Source organism: Actinobaculum massiliense (assembly GCF_001457435.1).
Taxonomy (GTDB): domain Bacteria; phylum Actinomycetota; class Actinomycetes; order Actinomycetales; family Actinomycetaceae; genus Actinobaculum; species Actinobaculum massiliense.
On the sequence record NZ_LN881717.1, the window covers coordinates 208,717 to 226,337 of the forward strand.

The 17,621-nt window shown below is 60.2% G+C and carries 15 protein-coding genes; 2 read left to right on the plus strand and 13 right to left on the minus strand.

What is annotated here, in order from left to right:
• Positions 1-30 precede the first annotated feature (30 nt).
• The 10 genes from recO to hrcA form a co-directional block, all read right to left on the minus strand.
• Positions 31-759, minus strand: a complete 729-nt coding sequence (gene recO, locus BN2664_RS02890) for a DNA repair protein RecO (RefSeq protein ID WP_007001717.1) — start codon at positions 757-759, stop codon at positions 31-33.
• A 90-nt stretch (positions 760-849) separates the two neighbouring features.
• Positions 850-2,601, minus strand: coding sequence for a 2-isopropylmalate synthase (gene leuA, locus BN2664_RS02895; RefSeq protein ID WP_007001716.1), 1,752 nt, complete (start codon positions 2,599-2,601; stop codon positions 850-852).
• A 46-nt stretch (positions 2,602-2,647) separates the two neighbouring features.
• Entirely contained in the window at positions 2,648-4,336 is a 1,689-nt protein-coding gene (locus BN2664_RS02900; protein WP_155856644.1) for an alpha/beta hydrolase family protein, read from the minus strand.
• The gene (era, locus tag BN2664_RS02905; protein WP_007001714.1) at positions 4,294-5,202 is read right to left on the minus strand and encodes a GTPase Era; all 909 of its coding nucleotides are present in this window, start codon (positions 5,200-5,202) and stop codon (positions 4,294-4,296) included. Before era ends, BN2664_RS02900 begins: the two co-directional genes overlap by 43 nt.
• Positions 5,203-5,325: 123 nt before the next feature.
• Positions 5,326-6,588 carry a hemolysin family protein gene (locus tag BN2664_RS02910; protein ID WP_007001713.1) on the minus strand — a complete coding sequence of 421 codons (1,263 nt, stop codon included), beginning with the start codon at positions 6,586-6,588 and terminating at the stop codon, positions 5,326-5,328.
• A 1-nt stretch (position 6,589) separates the two neighbouring features.
• Positions 6,590-7,075, minus strand: coding sequence for an rRNA maturation RNase YbeY (ybeY, locus tag BN2664_RS02915; RefSeq protein ID WP_007001712.1), 486 nt, complete (start codon positions 7,073-7,075; stop codon positions 6,590-6,592).
• 49 nt (positions 7,076-7,124) lie between these two features.
• Positions 7,125-8,222: a PhoH family protein gene (locus BN2664_RS02920; protein WP_007001711.1), complete on the minus strand. Its 1,098-nt coding sequence runs from the start codon at positions 8,220-8,222 to the stop codon at positions 7,125-7,127.
• A gap of 6 nt (positions 8,223-8,228) precedes the next feature.
• The gene (locus BN2664_RS02925; protein WP_007001710.1) at positions 8,229-8,981 is read right to left on the minus strand and encodes a 16S rRNA (uracil(1498)-N(3))-methyltransferase; all 753 of its coding nucleotides are present in this window, start codon (positions 8,979-8,981) and stop codon (positions 8,229-8,231) included.
• The gene (gene dnaJ, locus BN2664_RS02930; protein WP_007001709.1) at positions 8,978-10,081 is read right to left on the minus strand and encodes a molecular chaperone DnaJ; all 1,104 of its coding nucleotides are present in this window, start codon (positions 10,079-10,081) and stop codon (positions 8,978-8,980) included. Before dnaJ ends, BN2664_RS02925 begins: the two co-directional genes overlap by 4 nt.
• A gap of 74 nt (positions 10,082-10,155) precedes the next feature.
• The gene (gene hrcA, locus BN2664_RS02935; RefSeq protein WP_007001708.1) at positions 10,156-11,172 is read right to left on the minus strand and encodes a heat-inducible transcriptional repressor HrcA; all 1,017 of its coding nucleotides are present in this window, start codon (positions 11,170-11,172) and stop codon (positions 10,156-10,158) included.
• A gap of 109 nt (positions 11,173-11,281) precedes the next feature.
• Between hrcA and BN2664_RS02940 the strand changes: the two genes are divergently transcribed.
• Both BN2664_RS02940 and BN2664_RS02945 read left to right on the plus strand, forming a co-directional pair.
• A complete protein-coding gene (locus BN2664_RS02940) occupies positions 11,282-12,154 on the plus strand; it encodes a DUF3097 family protein (RefSeq protein WP_007001707.1) in 873 nt (290 codons plus the stop codon).
• A gap of 244 nt (positions 12,155-12,398) precedes the next feature.
• Positions 12,399-13,397 (plus strand): DMT family transporter, encoded by a 999-nt coding sequence (locus BN2664_RS02945; RefSeq protein ID WP_040317371.1) that lies wholly within the window; start codon positions 12,399-12,401, stop codon positions 13,395-13,397.
• Here BN2664_RS02945 and hemW read toward each other — a convergent pair.
• From hemW to lepA, 3 genes are read right to left on the minus strand one after another with little or no spacing between them, the layout of a single operon-like run.
• Positions 13,394-14,590, minus strand: coding sequence for a radical SAM family heme chaperone HemW (hemW, locus tag BN2664_RS02950; protein ID WP_007001705.1), 1,197 nt, complete (start codon positions 14,588-14,590; stop codon positions 13,394-13,396). The two genes, BN2664_RS02945 and hemW, sit on opposite strands and share 4 nt — an antisense overlap.
• A 3-nt stretch (positions 14,591-14,593) precedes the next feature.
• Positions 14,594-15,469: a tRNA (guanine(46)-N(7))-methyltransferase TrmB gene (gene trmB, locus BN2664_RS02955; protein ID WP_007001704.1), complete on the minus strand. Its 876-nt coding sequence runs from the start codon at positions 15,467-15,469 to the stop codon at positions 14,594-14,596.
• An 11-nt stretch (positions 15,470-15,480) separates the two neighbouring features.
• The gene (lepA, locus tag BN2664_RS02960; protein WP_007001703.1) at positions 15,481-17,334 is read right to left on the minus strand and encodes a translation elongation factor 4; all 1,854 of its coding nucleotides are present in this window, start codon (positions 17,332-17,334) and stop codon (positions 15,481-15,483) included.
• Between the last annotated feature and the right edge of the window lie 287 nt (positions 17,335-17,621).

Sequence of the window (17,621 nt, forward strand, 5' to 3'; positions counted from 1 at the left end):
GCGCTAGCGGCAATGCTCGCGGCTCCAGCGCTAAGCGGGGCGCACCATATCGAGCGAACGAATTTTCCGCTCCAGATGCCACTGCGCGTAGGCGCTGGCGTACTTGCCCGCCAGCCGTAAACTCCCCGGCGCGGCCGCATCAATCGCCGACCATTCGCCGTCGAGCAAAGCGCTCAAAAGCAGGCGGGTGTGTTCCCCTGGGCGCGCCGAGCCGGGCGGGGCGCACGTCGCGCACACCACGCCGCCGGATTGCACGTTGAAGGCTTCGAGCTCACCGCGCCGCCCGCATACCGCGCATTGGCGGGTTGCCAGGCGCCAACCCGCGATGCTCATAGCCCGCAGAATATAGGAGGTAAGCACCGCCTCCGGGCGATGTGCGCCGCTCGCCAGCGAATTCAGCGCCCCGAAAAGCAGCAGATATTGCTCGGTATCACGCTCTTGTTCCACGCATACTTTCTCGACGATTTCCGCCATCGTGCAGGCGGCCGTGTAGCGCTCGTAGTCGCGCGAGACATCGCGCCCAAATGGGGCGATCGTCGCCACCTCAGTAACGGTATGAAGCCCGCGGCCGCGGTAAAACTGCGCGTCGACGACGGCGAAGGGCTCGACCCTGGCACCGAAACGAGATTTGGTGCGACGCACCCCCTTGGCCACCGCGCGGATAATTCCGTGCATTTTCGACATGAGGGTAACAATGCGGTCGGCCTCGCCCAGGTCCTGCGTGCGCAGTACAACTGCCTTATCCCGGTAAAGCCTCACTCGGTGATTATCTCACCGCGGCGCGCTACCTGCCGTAAGCCCGCCCACGGCGAGCCGGCGCCGAACGCGCCCTCTTAGCACAACCCGCGGCTACGCCCGATGCGCCCGGTTCATCGCCGAGACGATTGCTTTGAGCGCCGCCCGAGTGGTCGAGGTATGTATGCCGCAGCCCCAAAGGACCTGGCCATTCACATCGCATTCCACGTAGGCCGCCGCCGGTGCGTCCTTGCCCTCACCCAGCGCGTGTTCCTGGTAGTCGAGGATATGGACGTCTTCGCCTATACCGTTCATCGCGGTTACGAAAGCGGCGATAGGGCCATTACCCTCAGCATCTAAACGCAGTTGCTCCCCGCTCGCCTGGATCTCGAGGACCGCGCTGAGCTCGGAAGCCCCGGCCTGGCGGTGCACGAATTTCATATCGCGCAGCGCGTAACGCCCCCAGCGCCGTTCAGCTTCATCCGAAGGCAAATACTCATCCTGGAAGATGCTCCACAGCTGATTGGCAGAGATCGCGGTTCCCGCCCGGTCGGTAAAGGTTTTGACGATACGCGAGAACTCCATCTGCATTCGCCGCGGCAATTCCATACGGTGGGAGGTCTTGAGCAAATACGCCACCCCGCCCTTGCCGGATTGAGAATTCACGCGCACCACGGCGTCATAGGTACGGCCCACATCGCGCGGATCAATTGGAAGGTAGGGGACATTCCAGACGGTGGCCGCTTCGCCGCCTTGCGCCACCCTGAGCGCCCGCGCCTCCATACCCTTTTTGATGGCGTCCTGATGGGACCCCGAGAACGAGGTGTACACGAGCGCACCGGCGTAGGGCGTGCGCGGAGGCACCTCCATTTGATTGCAGTACTCCGAGGTGCGAATAATCTGATCAATATTCGATAGATCCAGCTGCGGATCAATACCCTGCGAGTAAAGATTCATGGCGAGGGTGACGAGGTCGACGTTGCCGGTGCGCTCTCCCTGCCCAAAAAGGCAACCTTCCACCCGCTCGATGCCCGCGAGCATCGCTAGTTCCGCGGTGGCAACCGCGGTTCCTCGATCATTGTGGTTATGGGCAGAAAGGCAAATATACTCTCGCCGCGAAAGGTTTCGGCTCATCCATTCCACCTGGTCAGCGTAGACATTCGGGGTTGACCGCTCGACCGTGGTGGGAAGGTTGATAATCATTTCGCGTTCGGGGCCGGGTTGCCACGCGTCCATTACCGCTTCGCAGATTTCCAGCGCGTAGTCCAGTTCCGTGTCCACGAAAATTTCCGGGGAGTATTCAAAGCCGACGACGCCGCCCTCCAGCGCCGTTTTCTCCAGATAGGAAGTGACCTCGTGGGCTCCCTGCACGGCCAGAGCTTTGACGCCCGCCCGGTCAGTATTGAACACCAGCTGGCGGAAAGCCGGTGCGGTGGCAGTGTACAGATGCACGGTGGCACGCGGCAAGCCGGCGATCGCATCGATAGTTCGGTGGATCATATCCGGCCGGGCCTGGGTGAGGACGGAAACCGTCACATCCTCGGGCACCGCGCCTGTTTGCGCCAAGGAGCGCACGAATTCCCATTCCGTGTGTGAGGCGGCGGGGAAGCCAATTTCGATTTCCTTAAAACCAATGCGCACCAGCTGCTCAAACATTTTTCGCTTGCGCGAGGGGCTCATTGGTTCGGTCAGGGCCTGGTTGCCATCGCGCAGGTCGGTAGAAAGCCAGCGCGGGGCGCGGGTGAGGCGATTATTCGGCCACTGGCGGTCCGGGAGCGCGATCCGATGCGCATCCAAGAAATGCCGGTACTTCTGGTAGGGCATTCCGGAGGGTTGCTGTCGATTCGCGCATCCTTCAGTCTTCATGGCGCTGAACTTCTCTTCTTTCTGCCGTTGCCAATCTAGTGCCAATCTACAAAATCGCCGGGAACGCGTTCCAATATCCCAGGGTCACGAAGAAGAGTACCTGGCTCACCAGCGCCACAATGCTCACCACATGCCCGTACGCATTCATCCGTGCTGGACACTCCGGCGCACCGTCCGCGGCTAGGGTAGCCGCCGGCTCCGGCGCGCTTCGCGCGCCGCGGCGTCGACCGTAGAACCACCGATAAATCCAGCGCACAAACCACCAGGCAGCAAGCAGCGCGCAAATTTGGATGCCCAAATACCCGCCCTGCACCACCAGGCGATCCTGCCCGTAGTTCAAGGCAATGCGCGCGATGACCAGCAGGTACCAGAGATAGAGAATCCAGGTGGCGATAATCCACAGCAGGGACAGATTCAGCGCCTTGCCCGACCCGGCGTACTGCGCCAATGCCCGCCCGCGAATGCGAATCAGGCCCACCAGTTCCAAGATCAGCACCAGGAGCGCCAGCGCCACCGCCAGGCCCATGGCCCCGAGAATGACGTTTCCGTTGAGGAAATTCGGAACCGCGTGGACGGCTCCGGCCTGGTACTGCTGCACCGGTTGCGCCCCCGCCACCTGGGGAAGCGAATTCGCGGTGTAGGGCATGCCGTTCACCCAGTCAGCCACATCCTGCATCGCGGTGAGGACCAGTTGGCGCTCGCCCAGCGGACCGACTCGCAGCCCGTGGTCGGCGTCCCGGTAGTAGCGCAGGGTGAGGTTCCGGTTCCCCGCCTCGCGCAAATGCTCGGCCATAATAAGCGGACCTTGGATAATCGGCATCGAGTTATCGCCGGTGCCGTACAGCATCATTACCGGAGCGGTGATTTGGGCTTCGTAGGGACCGGGGTCAAAATCGATATAACGGAAATCTTCCTCGCCAAAATCGTTGCCGAGTAGCTTCGGAATCGCGTTGATGACCTGAATGGGTGCCCCAATTTCGCGCAGGTAGGCATCGGCGGCAAAGCCGCCCTGTTGGCGAATGGGAAGTACCGGCGCGGAGACGAAAGCAACGTAGGCCACGTTAGGGTTTCGCGCCGCGATAATGGGCGCCACGAAGCAACCTTCGGAGACCGCGTACAGCCCCACCTGGTTGGGCGCTACCCCCGGCTGCTGGCGTAGTTTCTCCAGCGCGTCTTCATAGTCGATCGCCAGAGCCACATAATCGCGGTGGGTGGTGGTGTAGTTGGCGACGCGCTTTTGCGGAACCATGGTGACGATTCCGGTGGAGGCAATTCGCTCCGCCTCCTCGTTAAAGGAATCAATGCTGTCAGTTCCAGTGCCGTGTACAAACACCATGCCCGGAAGCTCGCCCTCTAAGCCCACCGGCCGCATCACCTTGGCAACGTTTGTTGAACCATCGCTGAGCGTAAAGGTGAGAACCTTGGTGGTCACCTCGTAGGTGCCCACCTGCGCGGTGGGAGCCGCGGTGGTGATCTGAGTATCGGCAGTTTCCGGCTGGATCACCGCGTCCATTGGTTGTGGATTCCACCCCGGCCCCAGCATGGTGCCAATCAAAGAGAGGAGCAATACCACCACAATCCACGTAATAAAACGCCGATGCTTCGGTAGCCACACGCGCAGACCGCGCGACCGTGGGGTTTCTTCCTTCTCCGCGGGGGCGACCTTCGCGGTAACCGGATCCGCACCCGCCATTAGAATCCCAGCCGGTTGAGCATCTTGGGATCGCGTTGCCAATCCTTCGACACCCGCACGTGCAGGTCCAGGTATACCTTCGATCCAAACAGTTGCTGAATGCTCTGGCGCGCCGCGCGGCCGATTTGGCTCAAGCGCGCGCCTTTTTTACCGATAATAATGCCCTTTTGCGAGTTTCGCTCCACGTGGAGGGAAGCGTGAATGCGCAAAAGCGGCTCGCCGGCGCGGGTGGTGGTTTCCTGCATTTCGTCAATCGTCACCGCCAGGGAATGCGGTAGCTCCTCGCGCAAATCAGCCAATCCGGCCTCGCGAATGAGCTCGGAGATCATCACTTCCTCGGATTGATCGGTGACCGCGTCCAGCGGGTAGAGCGGTGGTGAAGGCGGAAGTTGCGCGACGACGACGCCGGCCAAGTCCTCCACTTGGTTGCCGGCCACGGCGCTCACCGGAACAATTTCCGCAAAGTCATAGGCCTCGGAAACCTCAGCAATTTTGGTTGCTACCTCGGTGGGCGCTACCAAATCGGTTTTGGTAATTGCCGCAACCACGGGTGCCTTTGTTTTCTTCGCCATCTCGAAAATATAGCGATCTCCCGGGCCAATCTTTTCGTTCGCGGGCAGGCACATGACCACGGCGTCAACATCCTCCAGGGAGTCGCGCACCATATCCCCCAGGCGCTCACCGAGGAGCGTACGCGGCCGATGCATTCCCGGGGTATCAACCAGGATCGCTTGACCGTCTTCTCGCGTAACGATGGCGCGGATAACGCGCCGGGTTGTTTCCGGCCGATCGCTGGTAATCGCCACTTTCCGGCCCACGAGGGCGTTGGTGAGCGTGGACTTACCGGCGTTAGGCCGCCCAATAATTGCCACAAACCCCGCCCTGAAATCCGCCGGAATTTCCCGCATCTCAACTTCTCCGTTTCTTTTGTAACGCGAAAAAGCATACTTCCCGCGTCCGCCCGCTTAGACTTTCCACAGTCTAGCTGGCACGTCGCACTCATACCCGCCTCAGGCGGGCGTGCCGCTCGCCTAAGATTCCTCCGATTCCGGCTCCTCATCCACTCGGCGAGCGATCACCGTAGACAGGCGACGGCGTCGGCCCTCAAACCGATCAGCGGACACGTGGATGCCGTCAATCTCGCCGCTGGACTCGCGAATGGGCACGCGGCCAAGAATCTTGGTGAGGAGGCCGCCCACCGTGCTCACATCGTCATCGGAAAGCTCGACGTCGAACACATCACCCAAATCATCAATTGAGGCGCGGGCGGCTACTCGGTAGCTACCGTCACCGAGGTCTTCGATATCCGGGGTGGAGCGATCGTGTTCGTCCTCAATCTCGCCCACCAGCTCTTCCACCAAATCCTCAATTGTCACCAGACCGGCGATGCCCCCATACTCGTCGACCACCAGGGCAATATGCACTTGGTTGTTCTGCATTTCGCGCAGCAGAGCATCGATAATTTTCATCTCTGGCACGAAGAATGCATCGCGGCAAATATCTCCAATCGTCACGCCTTCGGCATCGTGACGGTGGTGGGTGCGGCGAACCACGTCTTTCATGTAGGCCACGCCCACAATATTGTCGATGGTTTTGTCGTAAACCGGAACGCGGGAGAAGCCGGAACGCGTAAAGAGCGAGACCGCTTTATCCAAAGATTGATCAGCGCTGATGGTGATCATATCGGGACGGGGCACCATAACATCGCGCACCATCGTGTTCGACATATCGAACAGCGATTCCAAAATATCGCGTTCCGAATCCTCAATCGCGGCGGACTCGGAAACTCGCTCCACCATCATGGCAAGCTGGTCTTCCTGGCGCTGTTCGAATTCTTCCGGAGTGAATTCCTTCTCGCGCACCACCAGCGAGAACAGCCGGGCCAGAGCATAAAGCCAACCCTGGGCGCGGGCAATGATTTTCACGTGCCGGCTCGCCCCGAAATCAAGCGGGTTGACGAAAGCAAAGCCAAAGAGGACAAGCAGGGTCACCCCGAAGAAAATCACCGGAACCGGCCAGAGCTCGGCAAAATCAGACAGTAGCGCGAGGGTGAAAAGAATGCCGTAGCCGCTCATGCTCAGCGCCCGCAAAGTCGCCAATCCCATGGATGCGGCCGGGCGTAGGGTAAGGATCTTAGTAACCTTTTCCGCGCTCTCGCGCGAATCCGCGTAGGCGTTAGTTGCCTCGGTGCGCGTCATGCGGCCCAGCGCCGCGCTGACCACGGTGGCCCACATTCCCAAGAAGAGGCAAATGACCGCTCCCACATAGAACGGAGCAGAAGGAAGAGCGACCACGCTAAACCTCCGTCGGTTTCGGATCGCCCCCGCCGCGCTCGGCGAGGAAAACGAGCAGGAGATGGCGCTGCAGGCCAAACATCCGCTCCTTGGTTTCCGGGGTGGCGTGGTCATAACCCAGCAAATGCAAAATCCCGTGGGTTACCAAAAGCAGAATCTCCTCCGCGGTGGAGTGCCCCATACGCATGGCCTGCTGCTTGGCAACGTGTGGGCAGACCAGGATATCGCCCAGCATTCCGGGGCGCGGAGCCTGCCCGGGAGGAGCCGGCCGAAGCTCATCCATCGGGAAGCTCATAACGTCCGTGGGCCCCTCCAGGCCCATCCAGCGCACATGCGCCTCCGCCATGGTCTCTTCATCCACCAGGAGCACATTGAGGTCGGCCAGCGGATGGACGCGCATTTCGTCAAATACGAAGCGCGCCAGCTCGGAGATTTCCTCCAAGTCCATCACCGGGCCAAATCCCGATTCGTCATTCACATCAATCATTCGTCGTTATCCTCAAGATCTACTTTCTACGCGTAGCTCGCGTTTAGTGCTACGCCGGGTTGGCCTCGGCATCGTCGTCGCGCGCGGGCCGAGCCTCCGCGCCGTCGCGCTCCCGCCAAGCACCGCCGCCGTCACGCTCATACCTGTAGCGGTCCCGCGCCGGCCGCGCCCCCTCGGCGTCGCGCGCCTCCCAGCGAGAGTAGGCATCAATAATTTCAGCGACCAGTCGGTGGCGCACCACATCCGCGCTGGAAAGCTCGGAAAAGTGAATTCCGGGCACATCACGCAAAATCCGCCGCACCTGCAACAAGCCCGATTTATGCGAACCACCCAAATCGATCTGGGTAATATCGCCGGTCACCACCATCTTCGAGTTGAATCCAAGCCGGGTGAGGAACATCTTCATCTGCTCCGGGGTGGTATTTTGCGCCTCATCGAGAATAACGAAAGCGTCATTGAGCGTTCGCCCGCGCATATAGGCCAGCGGCGCCACCTCAATGGTGCCCGCAGCCATGAGTTTGGGAATTGACTCCGGATCAAGCATCTCGTACATGGCATCGTAGAGCGGGCGCAGATAGGGATCAATTTTATCGTTGAGCGATCCCGGCAGATACCCCAACGACTCCCCCGCCTCTACCGCCGGGCGGGTAAGAATAATTCGCTTCACCCGATTCTCGGTTAGCGCCACCACGGCCTTCGCCATCGCCAAATACGTTTTTCCCGTACCGGCCGGCCCGATCCCAAAGGTGATCGAGTTTTCATCAATGGCATCCACATACGCTTTCTGACCCAGCGTCTTGGGACGAATGGTTTTCCCGCGCACCGAAAGAATATCGGTCTGAATAAGCGCGGTGGGATTCTCCACCCCGGCCTTGGCGATACTCACCGCCCGCTCAACGGCGTCGCGCGCAAGAACCTCCCCGTCCTCCACCACGCCAATAAGCTCTTCAATAAGGGACTGAGCGAAATCCAGATCCGGATCCTCACCGCGCAAAACGATGCGCTGACCCAAAGCATAGATTTCGGTAGGCGCAAGGCCTTTTTCGAGTACACGCAATACTTCGTCACGATGGCCAAGCAAATTGATCATCGATACTCGCTCGGGAACGGCGATATGGCGAATCTTTATTTTTGCAGAGTCTGTCATTATCTCCTATCGTAACCCCGCGTACTGCCGAATCGCACGAATAGCCGCAATCGCGTACGGACCCGCCGTCGCCGCGCGTAGCACATCCTCCGTGAGCCGCACCGCCCTGCCGCCGGCCGCGGTGAGCGCCTCGAGCTCGTCCGCGCTGATTCCCCCTTCGGGTCCGACGACGACGTTCACCACTCCGGAAAGCGCTTTGGCCGGCACAGACTCCAGCCCCGTTTGCGCTGACTCGTGGCAGATCAGCGTGAGCGTCTCGCTCTGCTCCGCTAGCCACCGCGCCAATTGCGCACTCGTCATTACCTGCGCAACGCGCGGGAGGAAACTGCGCCGGGATTGCTTACAGGCGGCTCGGGTCACCGCTTCCCAGCGCTCGCGGCCTTTGGCTTCCTTGCCGCGCCAGTTGACTACCGAGCGGTCAGATTGCCACGGCACGAACTCCCAGGCTCCGAACTCTGTAGCCGTTTCGATGGCCTGATCATCGCGCCCGCCTTTGGCCAGCGCTTGAATGAGCCGCACCTTGCACGGCGGCTCAGGGATCTCGATCAGCGCCTCGAGCCGCCCCGTCAGCTCGCGCTTTTGCACCTCGGTCACCAGGCAGGTGGCACGCTTGCCGGCGCCGTCCGAAATATAGATGCGCTCCCCCGCGCGGATTCGGCGCACCTGCACGGCGTGGCGGCCTTCTTCGCCGTCGAGCGAAATAGCCTGGCCTACATTCGCCTGCGTCACCGCGGCAGAAAGGAAGAGAGGAAGCGTCACCGTCCCGCAAGCCTTTCCTTGAGTTTCGAGAAGAAGGACTGACCCTCCGAGCTCAGCTCCGCATCCGCGAAGCTCTCGCCGCGAAGCGTGGCAAGGTTCTCCAGCACTTCGCGCTGCTCTTTATCCAGGTCGGTGGGGGTTTTCACGGCGATCGTCATGCGGATGTTTCCGCGTCCGCTCCCGCGCATCCGCCCCACGCCCAGTCCCTTCATGGTCAAAACCGTGCCCGAATCCGTGCCGGCCGGGATTTCGAGTTCTTTTTCGCCGTCGAAGGTGGGGATCGTAATAGTTGCGCCAAGGGCGGCGCTGGTCATAGGAATTTGCACCTCGGCCAGCAAATCCGAGCCGGAGCGCTGATAGATAGGATCCGGCTTGACGGTCACTTCCACGTAAAGATCGCCATAACCGCCACCTTGGCGGCCGGCGTCGCCCTCATTGGAGAAACGCAACTGCATCCCGGATTCCATTCCCGCCGGAATTTTCACGTGAACCGTTTTGTCTTCGCGCAGGCGCCCTTCCCCGTGGCACTGCGGGCACGGAGTCGTGATAATCGTGCCGTGACCCTGGCAATCGGGGCAGGGAGCCTGGGTTACCATCTGCCCAAAAAGCGAGTTTGCCACCCGCTGGATCGTTCCGCTTCCTCCGCAACTCGAGCAGGGCACCGGAGAGGTGCCGGGAGCGCAGGCGTCTCCCTCACAGCTGTGGCAACGCACGAAGAATGACGAGTGCAGATCGCGTTCGGCACCGAAAACAACGTCTTTCAGCTCGACCGAGAGTTGCAAGAGCGAATCCTGGCCGCGCTCCCCGCGGGGAATTGGACCACGCGAACTGGCTGCGCCGCCCATTCCAGCACCGAAGAAGGTGCTGAAAATATCGCCGACGTCGAAACCAAATCCGCCCTGCGCGCCGCCAGCATCGTACTCGCGCCGCGACTTTTCGTTTGAGAGAACCGTGTAGGCCTCATTGACGGCCTTATACTCCTCAGCCTTTTCCGGCCCGGCATGGTCCGGATGCAATTCCTTGGAAAGCCGCAGGTACGCCTTGCGGATCTCCGCTTGCGTTGCATCGCGCTTCACGCCCAAAGTTTCGTAATAATCCACTGCTTAGTTTCCGTGCACTTTCTTCGTTTGTTTCTCATCCGCCTCGCGCGGCGGGCGGGTACCGGCGCAAAAGCTTACTGATCGCTCAAAATATCCGAAAGGTACTTGGCAACAGCTCGCACCGCGACCATATTCCCCGGGTAATCCATGCGCGTTGGGCCCAGCACGCCCACTCGCGCCACCGCCCTTCCACGAACGTCGTAGGTGGAGGCGACGACGGCGGCTTCCGCCAGGTCGCGATGCTCGTTTTCCATTCCAATCGAGACCGCCACGCCCGCGTCCATCGCGGCCAAAAGCCGTAGCATCACCACCTGTTCTTCCAATGCGTCGAGAACCGGAGTAATCGAATGAGCGAAATCCACCGCGTGCCGGGAAAGGTTGGCCGTTCCCGCCAAGGCCAGGCGCTCTTCGGTATCCGCCAAGGATGCGCTCCCAATTGCTTCGGCCACCGCCGAGCTTATGCTTGCCTGCGGATGTTGTAGCTTGGCCGCCTGGTCCACAATCAGTTGCGCGGCTTGCTGTAGCTGGTGATCAACCACGATAGCGTTCAGTTCGCGCGAAAGATCCTCAACGACCTGGCCCTCAACCGGCTCGGGCAGATGTAGCACCCGCTGTTCGACTCTGCCTGCGCTGGTAATCAAAATGAGGACAACGAGGTTGGGGCCGCTGGGCACAAGCTCCAGGTGGCGCAAGGTCACGCGTTCGAGCGAAGGATACTGCACCACCGCTACCTGGCGCGTGATTTGCGAAAGGAGGCGCGCGGCCCGGCTGAGAACATCGTCCAAATCCACCGCGCCGTCCAGGAGCTTCTCAATTGCACGCCGTTCGCCGGCGGAAAGCGGCTTGAGTTTATCGATGGAATCAACGAAATGCCGGTACCCGGCATCAGTGGGAATTCGCCCCGCCGAGGTATGCGGTTGAGCGATCAGGCCCTCTTCTTCCAGAGCGGCCATATCATTGCGCACGGTCGCCGGCGAAACCCCTAGCTGATAGCGTTCGACCAACGTTTTGGAGCCAATGGGTTCGCGGTTGGTCACGTAGTCGCGAACGATTGCTTCGAGCACGCGCTCGCGCCGATCTTTCGTAGCCATATTCCTCCTTCGCTCCCTCGGGCCCGCGCCAATATCCGGCACGCTCACGCCAGCACTCGACGCGCCCGAGTGCTAATTCTACGCCCTCGGGAGGATTCGGCCATACGCTATGTCGGTGAGCTTCTCCAACCAATGGCCCGATCGCTACGGGCGTGACGTCCTCTCCTCCGACCCGCACCGCTACGGCGACTTCGCCATCACACCCGCCTCGGTTCCGGTTGAGGCCAGGCCCGGCCTAGTCATCGAAGACGTGGAATCGGGCTTCGTGGGTGAAATCATGAGCGTGGCAAAACGCGGTGGCATCTGGCAAATGGAGGTCGAGGACGCGCGCGGGCTGCGCCGCTATTTTCCCCTCGGGCGAGGCTGGTGGATCGATGGCAAGCCGGTTGAACTGCGCCTGCCCACTCCCGCTAAGCGGCCCGCGAAACGCGCGGTGACCGCTTCGGGCTCATTTCACGTCAAGGCCCGCGCCCGCACGGCGCGCGAATCGCGCATTTGGGTGGAAGGCAAGCACGACGCCGAACTAATTCAGAAGGTCTGGGGAGAAGACCTCGCGCTGGAGGGCGTGGTGGTTGAGGAGCTGCTCGGGGTGGACAATCTGGAGCAGATCTTGGACGACTTTGCGCCGTCGAACACCCGCCGCGCGGGCGTGCTCGTGGATCACCTGGTGGCCAACTCAAAGGAATCGCGTATAGCTCAGCGCGCGGCCCGCCCGGGAGTTCTTATCCTCGGCCACCCCTATATTGATGTATGGCAGGCAATCAAGCCGAAAGCGCTGGGAATCCCGAGGTGGCCGGAGGTACCGCGCGGAGAGGATATAAAAACCGGAACTCTGCGGCGCCTGGGTTGGCCCGCACAGTCCCCCGCGGATATTGGAATCGGCTGGTCCCGTATCCTCTCCTGCGTCAAAAGCTACAAAGATATTGAGCCGAGTTTGCTGGGACGAATGGAAGAGCTTATCGATTTCGTTACCGAAGCGTAGGCGCTAAGGTAGCGCTTCGCTCGCCGCGCCGAACCGGCGCACTGTGCTCAACCGCACATCGGTAACATTCAAGTAAATACCGTCATGGTTGTTCAACGCAAAGGGCAATTTTCATCTAATTAATTCTCTTAACAGTGACGCCTTCACCCCGGGGTCTTCAAACCCGGTTTACCCTTTCCAGACCTGCCAGAAAACGGCGAATTTAAGCCAAAAACTTCAACTGAAAGAAACTAATCTAGGCCTCGTGCAAACCACTAGCCACGCTGGCCAACAAAGCCTGATCGAGAAGGTCACCGCCGTCAATCCGCGCGTCACACTGATCGTGTCGTCGATTATGGTGGGCATGGTCTCGCCGCTCATCAGCCTTTCCGGGGAAAATGCCTCGACCGCTGTGTTCTATCGGTTTGTTATCGGCGGCGTGCTCCTCATACCGATTGCGATTTTCGAGTGGCGCCGGGCTGGGGCTATCCCGCTTCGGCAAGCCGGGGTCTACGCTCTCGCTGGATTATTCTTCGCCGTCGACATCGGGATGTGGACCCCCGCGGTAATTTACGCCGGATCGGCCGTGGCAAGCGTTATTTCTAATATGCAGGTAGTTATCGTCCCGGTTATGTGCCTGCTCTTGTTTAGGAATCGCATCCCGAAGATTTTCTTCCTCGCGGCTCCCATAGCCATCCTGGGCATCTTCCTGATTTCTGGCCTCTCCAGCGGCGCAATGTTCTCCAGCACCTTCCTGCTTGGGATCACCCTCGCGGCGGGCGCTTCGATTTTCTACTCCTGCTACATGGTCACCCTCACCCGCGCCACTCCGACCGGGCACACCGCCACCGAAATGGTCATTGTCTGCGCCGTGACCTGCGCGGCCGGAACCCCGGTGGCGTCGCTCGCGGGCGGCGCCCCCAATTTCCACCTCGACCTGGCCGGATGGGGCTGGATGATCGCCATTGCGATCACCACCCAGGTGGTTGGTTGGTTGGGAATCCAAGCCGCGCTTCCGCTCATCTCTCCGTGCGTGGGTGCCACCTTGGTGCTCTTCCAACCGCTGGTAGGAATCGCGGGCGGAACCCTGGTAGTCGGTGAATCCATTGGACTCGACCAGTGGGTGGGTATTGCCTGCGTGCTCAGCGCCGTCGTTCTCATGAACGTTATCCCCCAGCGCGCCGCCCAACTCAACCGACGCTACGGTTGGCTCCTGCACCCGGTACGGCAACGCCGCCGCCTGGTGCGAAACACCGTTCGCTAAGCCCACAGCTCCCGGGTTACCGCATCTCCCAAAAGCCTTCCTTTTCGGGTAAGAATCAAGCGATTGCGGGCCGCCGCGGCGGCGTCGATGAGCCCATCGGCTCGCAGTTGCTCCACTACCAGCGGATCGACCTCGGGCGGTGTATCAATCCCCCAGCGGGTGCGAATTCCGAGCATAATATGCTCTTCCTCGCGTTCAACCGCGCTGAGCTTCTCACTATCTTGCACCGGCGAAAGCCCCTCATTTAGGCGCTTTACGTAGGCGAGGGGATGCTTGACGTTCCAGAACCGCTCACCGTTGATATGGCTGTGTGCGCCCGGTCCGTATCCCCACCAATTGTCGTTGCGCCAATAGTGGATATTGTGCCGGCATTCCTTTCCGGGTTTGGCCCAATTGGAGATTTCGTACCAGCGGTAGCCAGCCGCGCGGAGCTTTTCATCGGCTAACTCGTATTTATCGGCCTGCAGATCAGGGTCAGGAGCGGGAAGTTTTCCCCGCCTTATCGCCTGCCCCATTTTGGTTCCGCGCTCAACGATCAAACCGTAGGCCGAAATATGGTCAGGTTCGAGTTCGAGCGCCGCGTCAAGCGAGCGTTCCCACTGCTCAAGGGTTTCGAAAGGCGCCCCATAAATCAGATCAAGCGAAAATTCCGCGCCCGTCTCACGCGCCCATCGCGCCACGCGGCGCACTTGGCCCGGGGTGTGGAGCCGCTCGAGGACTTTCAGAACTTCCGGCACCGCGCTTTGCATCCCGAAGGAAAAACGTGTAATCCCGCCGGCCCTGAGCTCATCAAGGATTTCCTCGGTCACGGTTTCTGGGTTCGCTTCGGTCGTGACCTCGGCTTCCGGCGCCAAGCCGAACTCGCGATCGAGGTTCTCTAGCACTGAGATGAGCTGGCCCGGATTGAGCATCGTCGGCGTTCCACCGCCAAAGAACACCGTCCGCAGATTCGCCTGCTTGCCAACCAGCGCCCGGCGCGACAGGCGGATCTCTTTTTCCAGCGCCTCCGGGAACCTCGCCGCCGAGGCACCTTCGCCGAAATCAAGTTTCGTGTAGGTGTTGAAATCGCAGTATCCGCAACGCACCCGGCAAAACGGAATATGAACGTAGGCAGAAAAACCCGAGCTCACATCGGGGTCGCGCAGGCCAACTACCTGTGCGCTCAGGGCTTCTGCAGCACATTGCGCGCGCAAACCCTAGGCTCGATTCCGACGCTGCGCCACCACGTCATGCACGGTTCGCCCCGCATCGATTCCGCGTTGCTCAAAACGGGTGAGCACGCGCTTATCCCAGCGCGGCGCAAATCCCCCGCGCTCCGGCTCCGGGTCGTTCGGGTCCGGGTTTTCTCCCCGATGCGGGTTGGTGAAGAATTCGCTTTCTTCAACGACGTCGCGCATCTGCCAGGCGTAATTATCCCAGTCCGTTGCCATACGCCACACGCCCTCATCTTCAAGCATTCCCGCCGCGATTCCGGCAAAAAGTGGCGCTACCAGGCGCCGCTTGTGGTGCCGCTTCTTGCGCCACGGATCGGGGAAAAACGTCCACACCTCCGCCGCGCGCGGATTAGAGGCATTCGGATGATCGGGATTGATTCTATCGGCGCAACGGATAATCGCTTCCGAATCGTCAATCCCCGCCGCCTCAAGGCCGAAAAGCACCGGCAGTGCCTGCGCGGCATCGGCGCATAAAATGCGCACATTGCTCACCTTCTCGCGCACCGCGGTAGCAATGCACCGCGCCGCACCCGGCTCCCAGGCTTCCACTAAAAGCATATTTACCTGCGGATTTCGCACCGCGTAGCCAACCCCTTGTTCCCCCGAACCGGGGCCAATCTCCACTACGAGCGGAGCCTCCCGGCCAAACTGCTCGGAGATATTGCACGGCGCGGCCGGATCAACCGTGGTTTCCAGGGGGCCCGGAACCATTTTGAGAAGTAGCTCAGAATGCTCCGCGAAAAGCTTTTCCTTATCGCGTCCCAAACGGGAACCACGCATCGAAAAGGAGCGAATCCGCCAATGCCGGCGCGGGGCCACCTCGCCGCCCATCTCGGCGGATGTAGGAGTATTAGGCATGAATCTAGCCTCTACTTTCCGGTGGGCGCATCGGAAGTAAGCGCGGCGATAAAGGCTTCGTTAGGAACTTCCACCCGGCCAATCGACTTCATGCGCTTCTTACCTTCCTTCTGCTTTTCGAGCAGCTTTCGTTTACGCGAAACGTCACCGCCATAGCACTTGGAAAGCACATCCTTACGCAACGCCTTAATGGTTTCGCGGGCAATCACCCGGCTGCCCACCGCAGCCTGCACCGGAATCTCAAATTGCTGACGCGGAATTAGCTCCTTGAGCTTACGCGCCATGGAATTCCCGTAGTTGTAGGCCTTATCGCGATGAACAATTGAGGAGAACGCGTCTACCTTTTCGTGGTTAAGCAGCACATCAACCTTTACCAGATCGGCTTCTTGCTCACCGTCCATGTTGTAGTCGAGCGAAGCGTATCCCTTAGTGCGCGACTTGAGCTGATCGAAGAAATCGGTCACCACTTCAGCCAGCGGGAGTTGATAGTGCAGTTCCACGCGCTCAGGCGATAGGTAGTCCATGCCCTTCATGGTTCCGCGCCGCTCCTGGCACAGCTCCATAATCGTTCCCACGTAATCCGCGGGCGTCAGAATCGTTGCCGCTACCACCGGCTCGCGAATTTGGCGAATCTTCCCGTCCGGGAACTCGCTCGGGTTAGTTACCTCGAGCTCCGTTCCATCCTCGGCTACCACGTGGTAAACCACCGAGGGCGAGGTCGCAATAATGTCGAGATCGAATTCGCGTTCCAGGCGCTCGCGGATAATCTCCAAGTGCAAAAGACCCAGGAAACCGCAACGGAATCCGAATCCCAGCGCCACCGATGTCTCCGGAACATACGAAAGCGAGGCGTCGTTGAGCTTGAGTTTATCCAGCGCATCGCGCAAAACCGGGAAGTCTGAGCCATCCACCGGATACAGCCCGGAGTAGACCATAGACTTCGGATCTTCGTAGCCGGCCAGCGGCACCGTGGCCGGAGCGGTCGCGCTGGTGAGCGTATCGCCCACGCGGGTCTGCCCCACCTCTTTCACGCCGGTAATAACGTAGCCAACCTCGCCCACTCCCAGGCCCTTCGTGGCCACCGGTTCCGGCGAAATAACGCCTATTTCGCTCACGTCGTGAATGGCGTTGGTCGCCATTGTTTTTACTTTTTCGTTGGGGTCAAAGTCGCCGTCGACCACCCTCAGGTAGGTGACGACGCCGCGGTACGTGTCATACACCGAATCGAAAATCAGCGCGCGCCCGGGAGCCGCCGGATCTCCCTCGGGAGCGGGCACCTCCGCCACGATCCGATCCAGCAACGCCTCCACGCCCTCGCCGGTCTTGCCCGAGACGGCAATGCATTCATTAGTATCCACGCCCAGCAAGTTCGCGATTTCTCCGGCGTACTTCTCCGGGTCGGCGGAAGGCAGGTCGATCTTATTGAGCACCGGAATAATCGTGAGATCGGCTTCTAGAGCCATATACAAATTCGCCAGGGTCTGGGCTTCAATTCCCTGCGTTGCATCGACGAGTAGAAGGGCGCCCTCGCAGGCCGCCAAGGAACGATTGACTTCATAAGAAAAGTCGACGTGACCGGGGGTATCGATCATATTGAGCGCGTAAGCCTGACCATCAACCGTCCAGGGCATACGCACGGCCTGGCTTTTGATCGTAATGCCGCGTTCGCGCTCGATGTCCATACGGTCCAAGTACTGCGCGCGCATTTCTCGTTGCTCGACGACGCCGGTGAGCTGGAGCATCCGGTCAGCCAGGGTGGACTTTCCATGATCGATATGCGCGATGATGGAAAAATTCCGGATAAGCTCGGGCGGCGTGTGGCCGGGCTGAATAGCCGCGATTTCTTTCGGGGACGAAGTGGGCACAGTTCTCCTTCAGACAAATTTCGTCACCATTGTAGTCTGTTCCGCAGGCCTTCACCCTGGCCTTGCTTGGCTTCACATCCGCGCGAGGCTAAACCCACAGCTCCACACCTGCACCCACCCATATCCGCACATTGCAGCACCCGCCGGACCCGCGGAAGTTGGGCTACAGGAGTCTTCGGGAGCTTAAATAATGCTTAGATAGCGATTATATAATATAGAAACGCTCCGATTGAAAATAGAACCGCTCCCCGAAAGAAGGCGCTAAACCAACTTTCAGGGAGCGGCTA

Bases quoted from the DNA above. Each gene is read 5' to 3' on its own strand.
- leuA (WP_007001716.1), bottom strand. From the start codon at position 2,601: ATGAAGACTGAAGGATGCGCGAATCGACAGCAACCCTCCGGAATGCCC.
- era (WP_007001714.1), bottom strand. From the start codon at position 5,202: ATGCGGGAAATTCCGGCGGATTTCAGGGCGGGGTTTGTGGCAATTATT.
- ybeY (WP_007001712.1), bottom strand. From the start codon at position 7,075: ATGATTGATGTGAATGACGAATCGGGATTTGGCCCGGTGATGGACTTG.
- BN2664_RS02920 (WP_007001711.1), bottom strand. From the start codon at position 8,222: ATGACAGACTCTGCAAAAATAAAGATTCGCCATATCGCCGTTCCCGAG.
- hrcA (WP_007001708.1), bottom strand. From the start codon at position 11,172: ATGGCTACGAAAGATCGGCGCGAGCGCGTGCTCGAAGCAATCGTTCGC.
- BN2664_RS02940 (WP_007001707.1), top strand. From the start codon at position 11,282: ATGTCGGTGAGCTTCTCCAACCAATGGCCCGATCGCTACGGGCGTGAC.
- trmB (WP_007001704.1), bottom strand. From the start codon at position 15,469: ATGCCTAATACTCCTACATCCGCCGAGATGGGCGGCGAGGTGGCCCCG.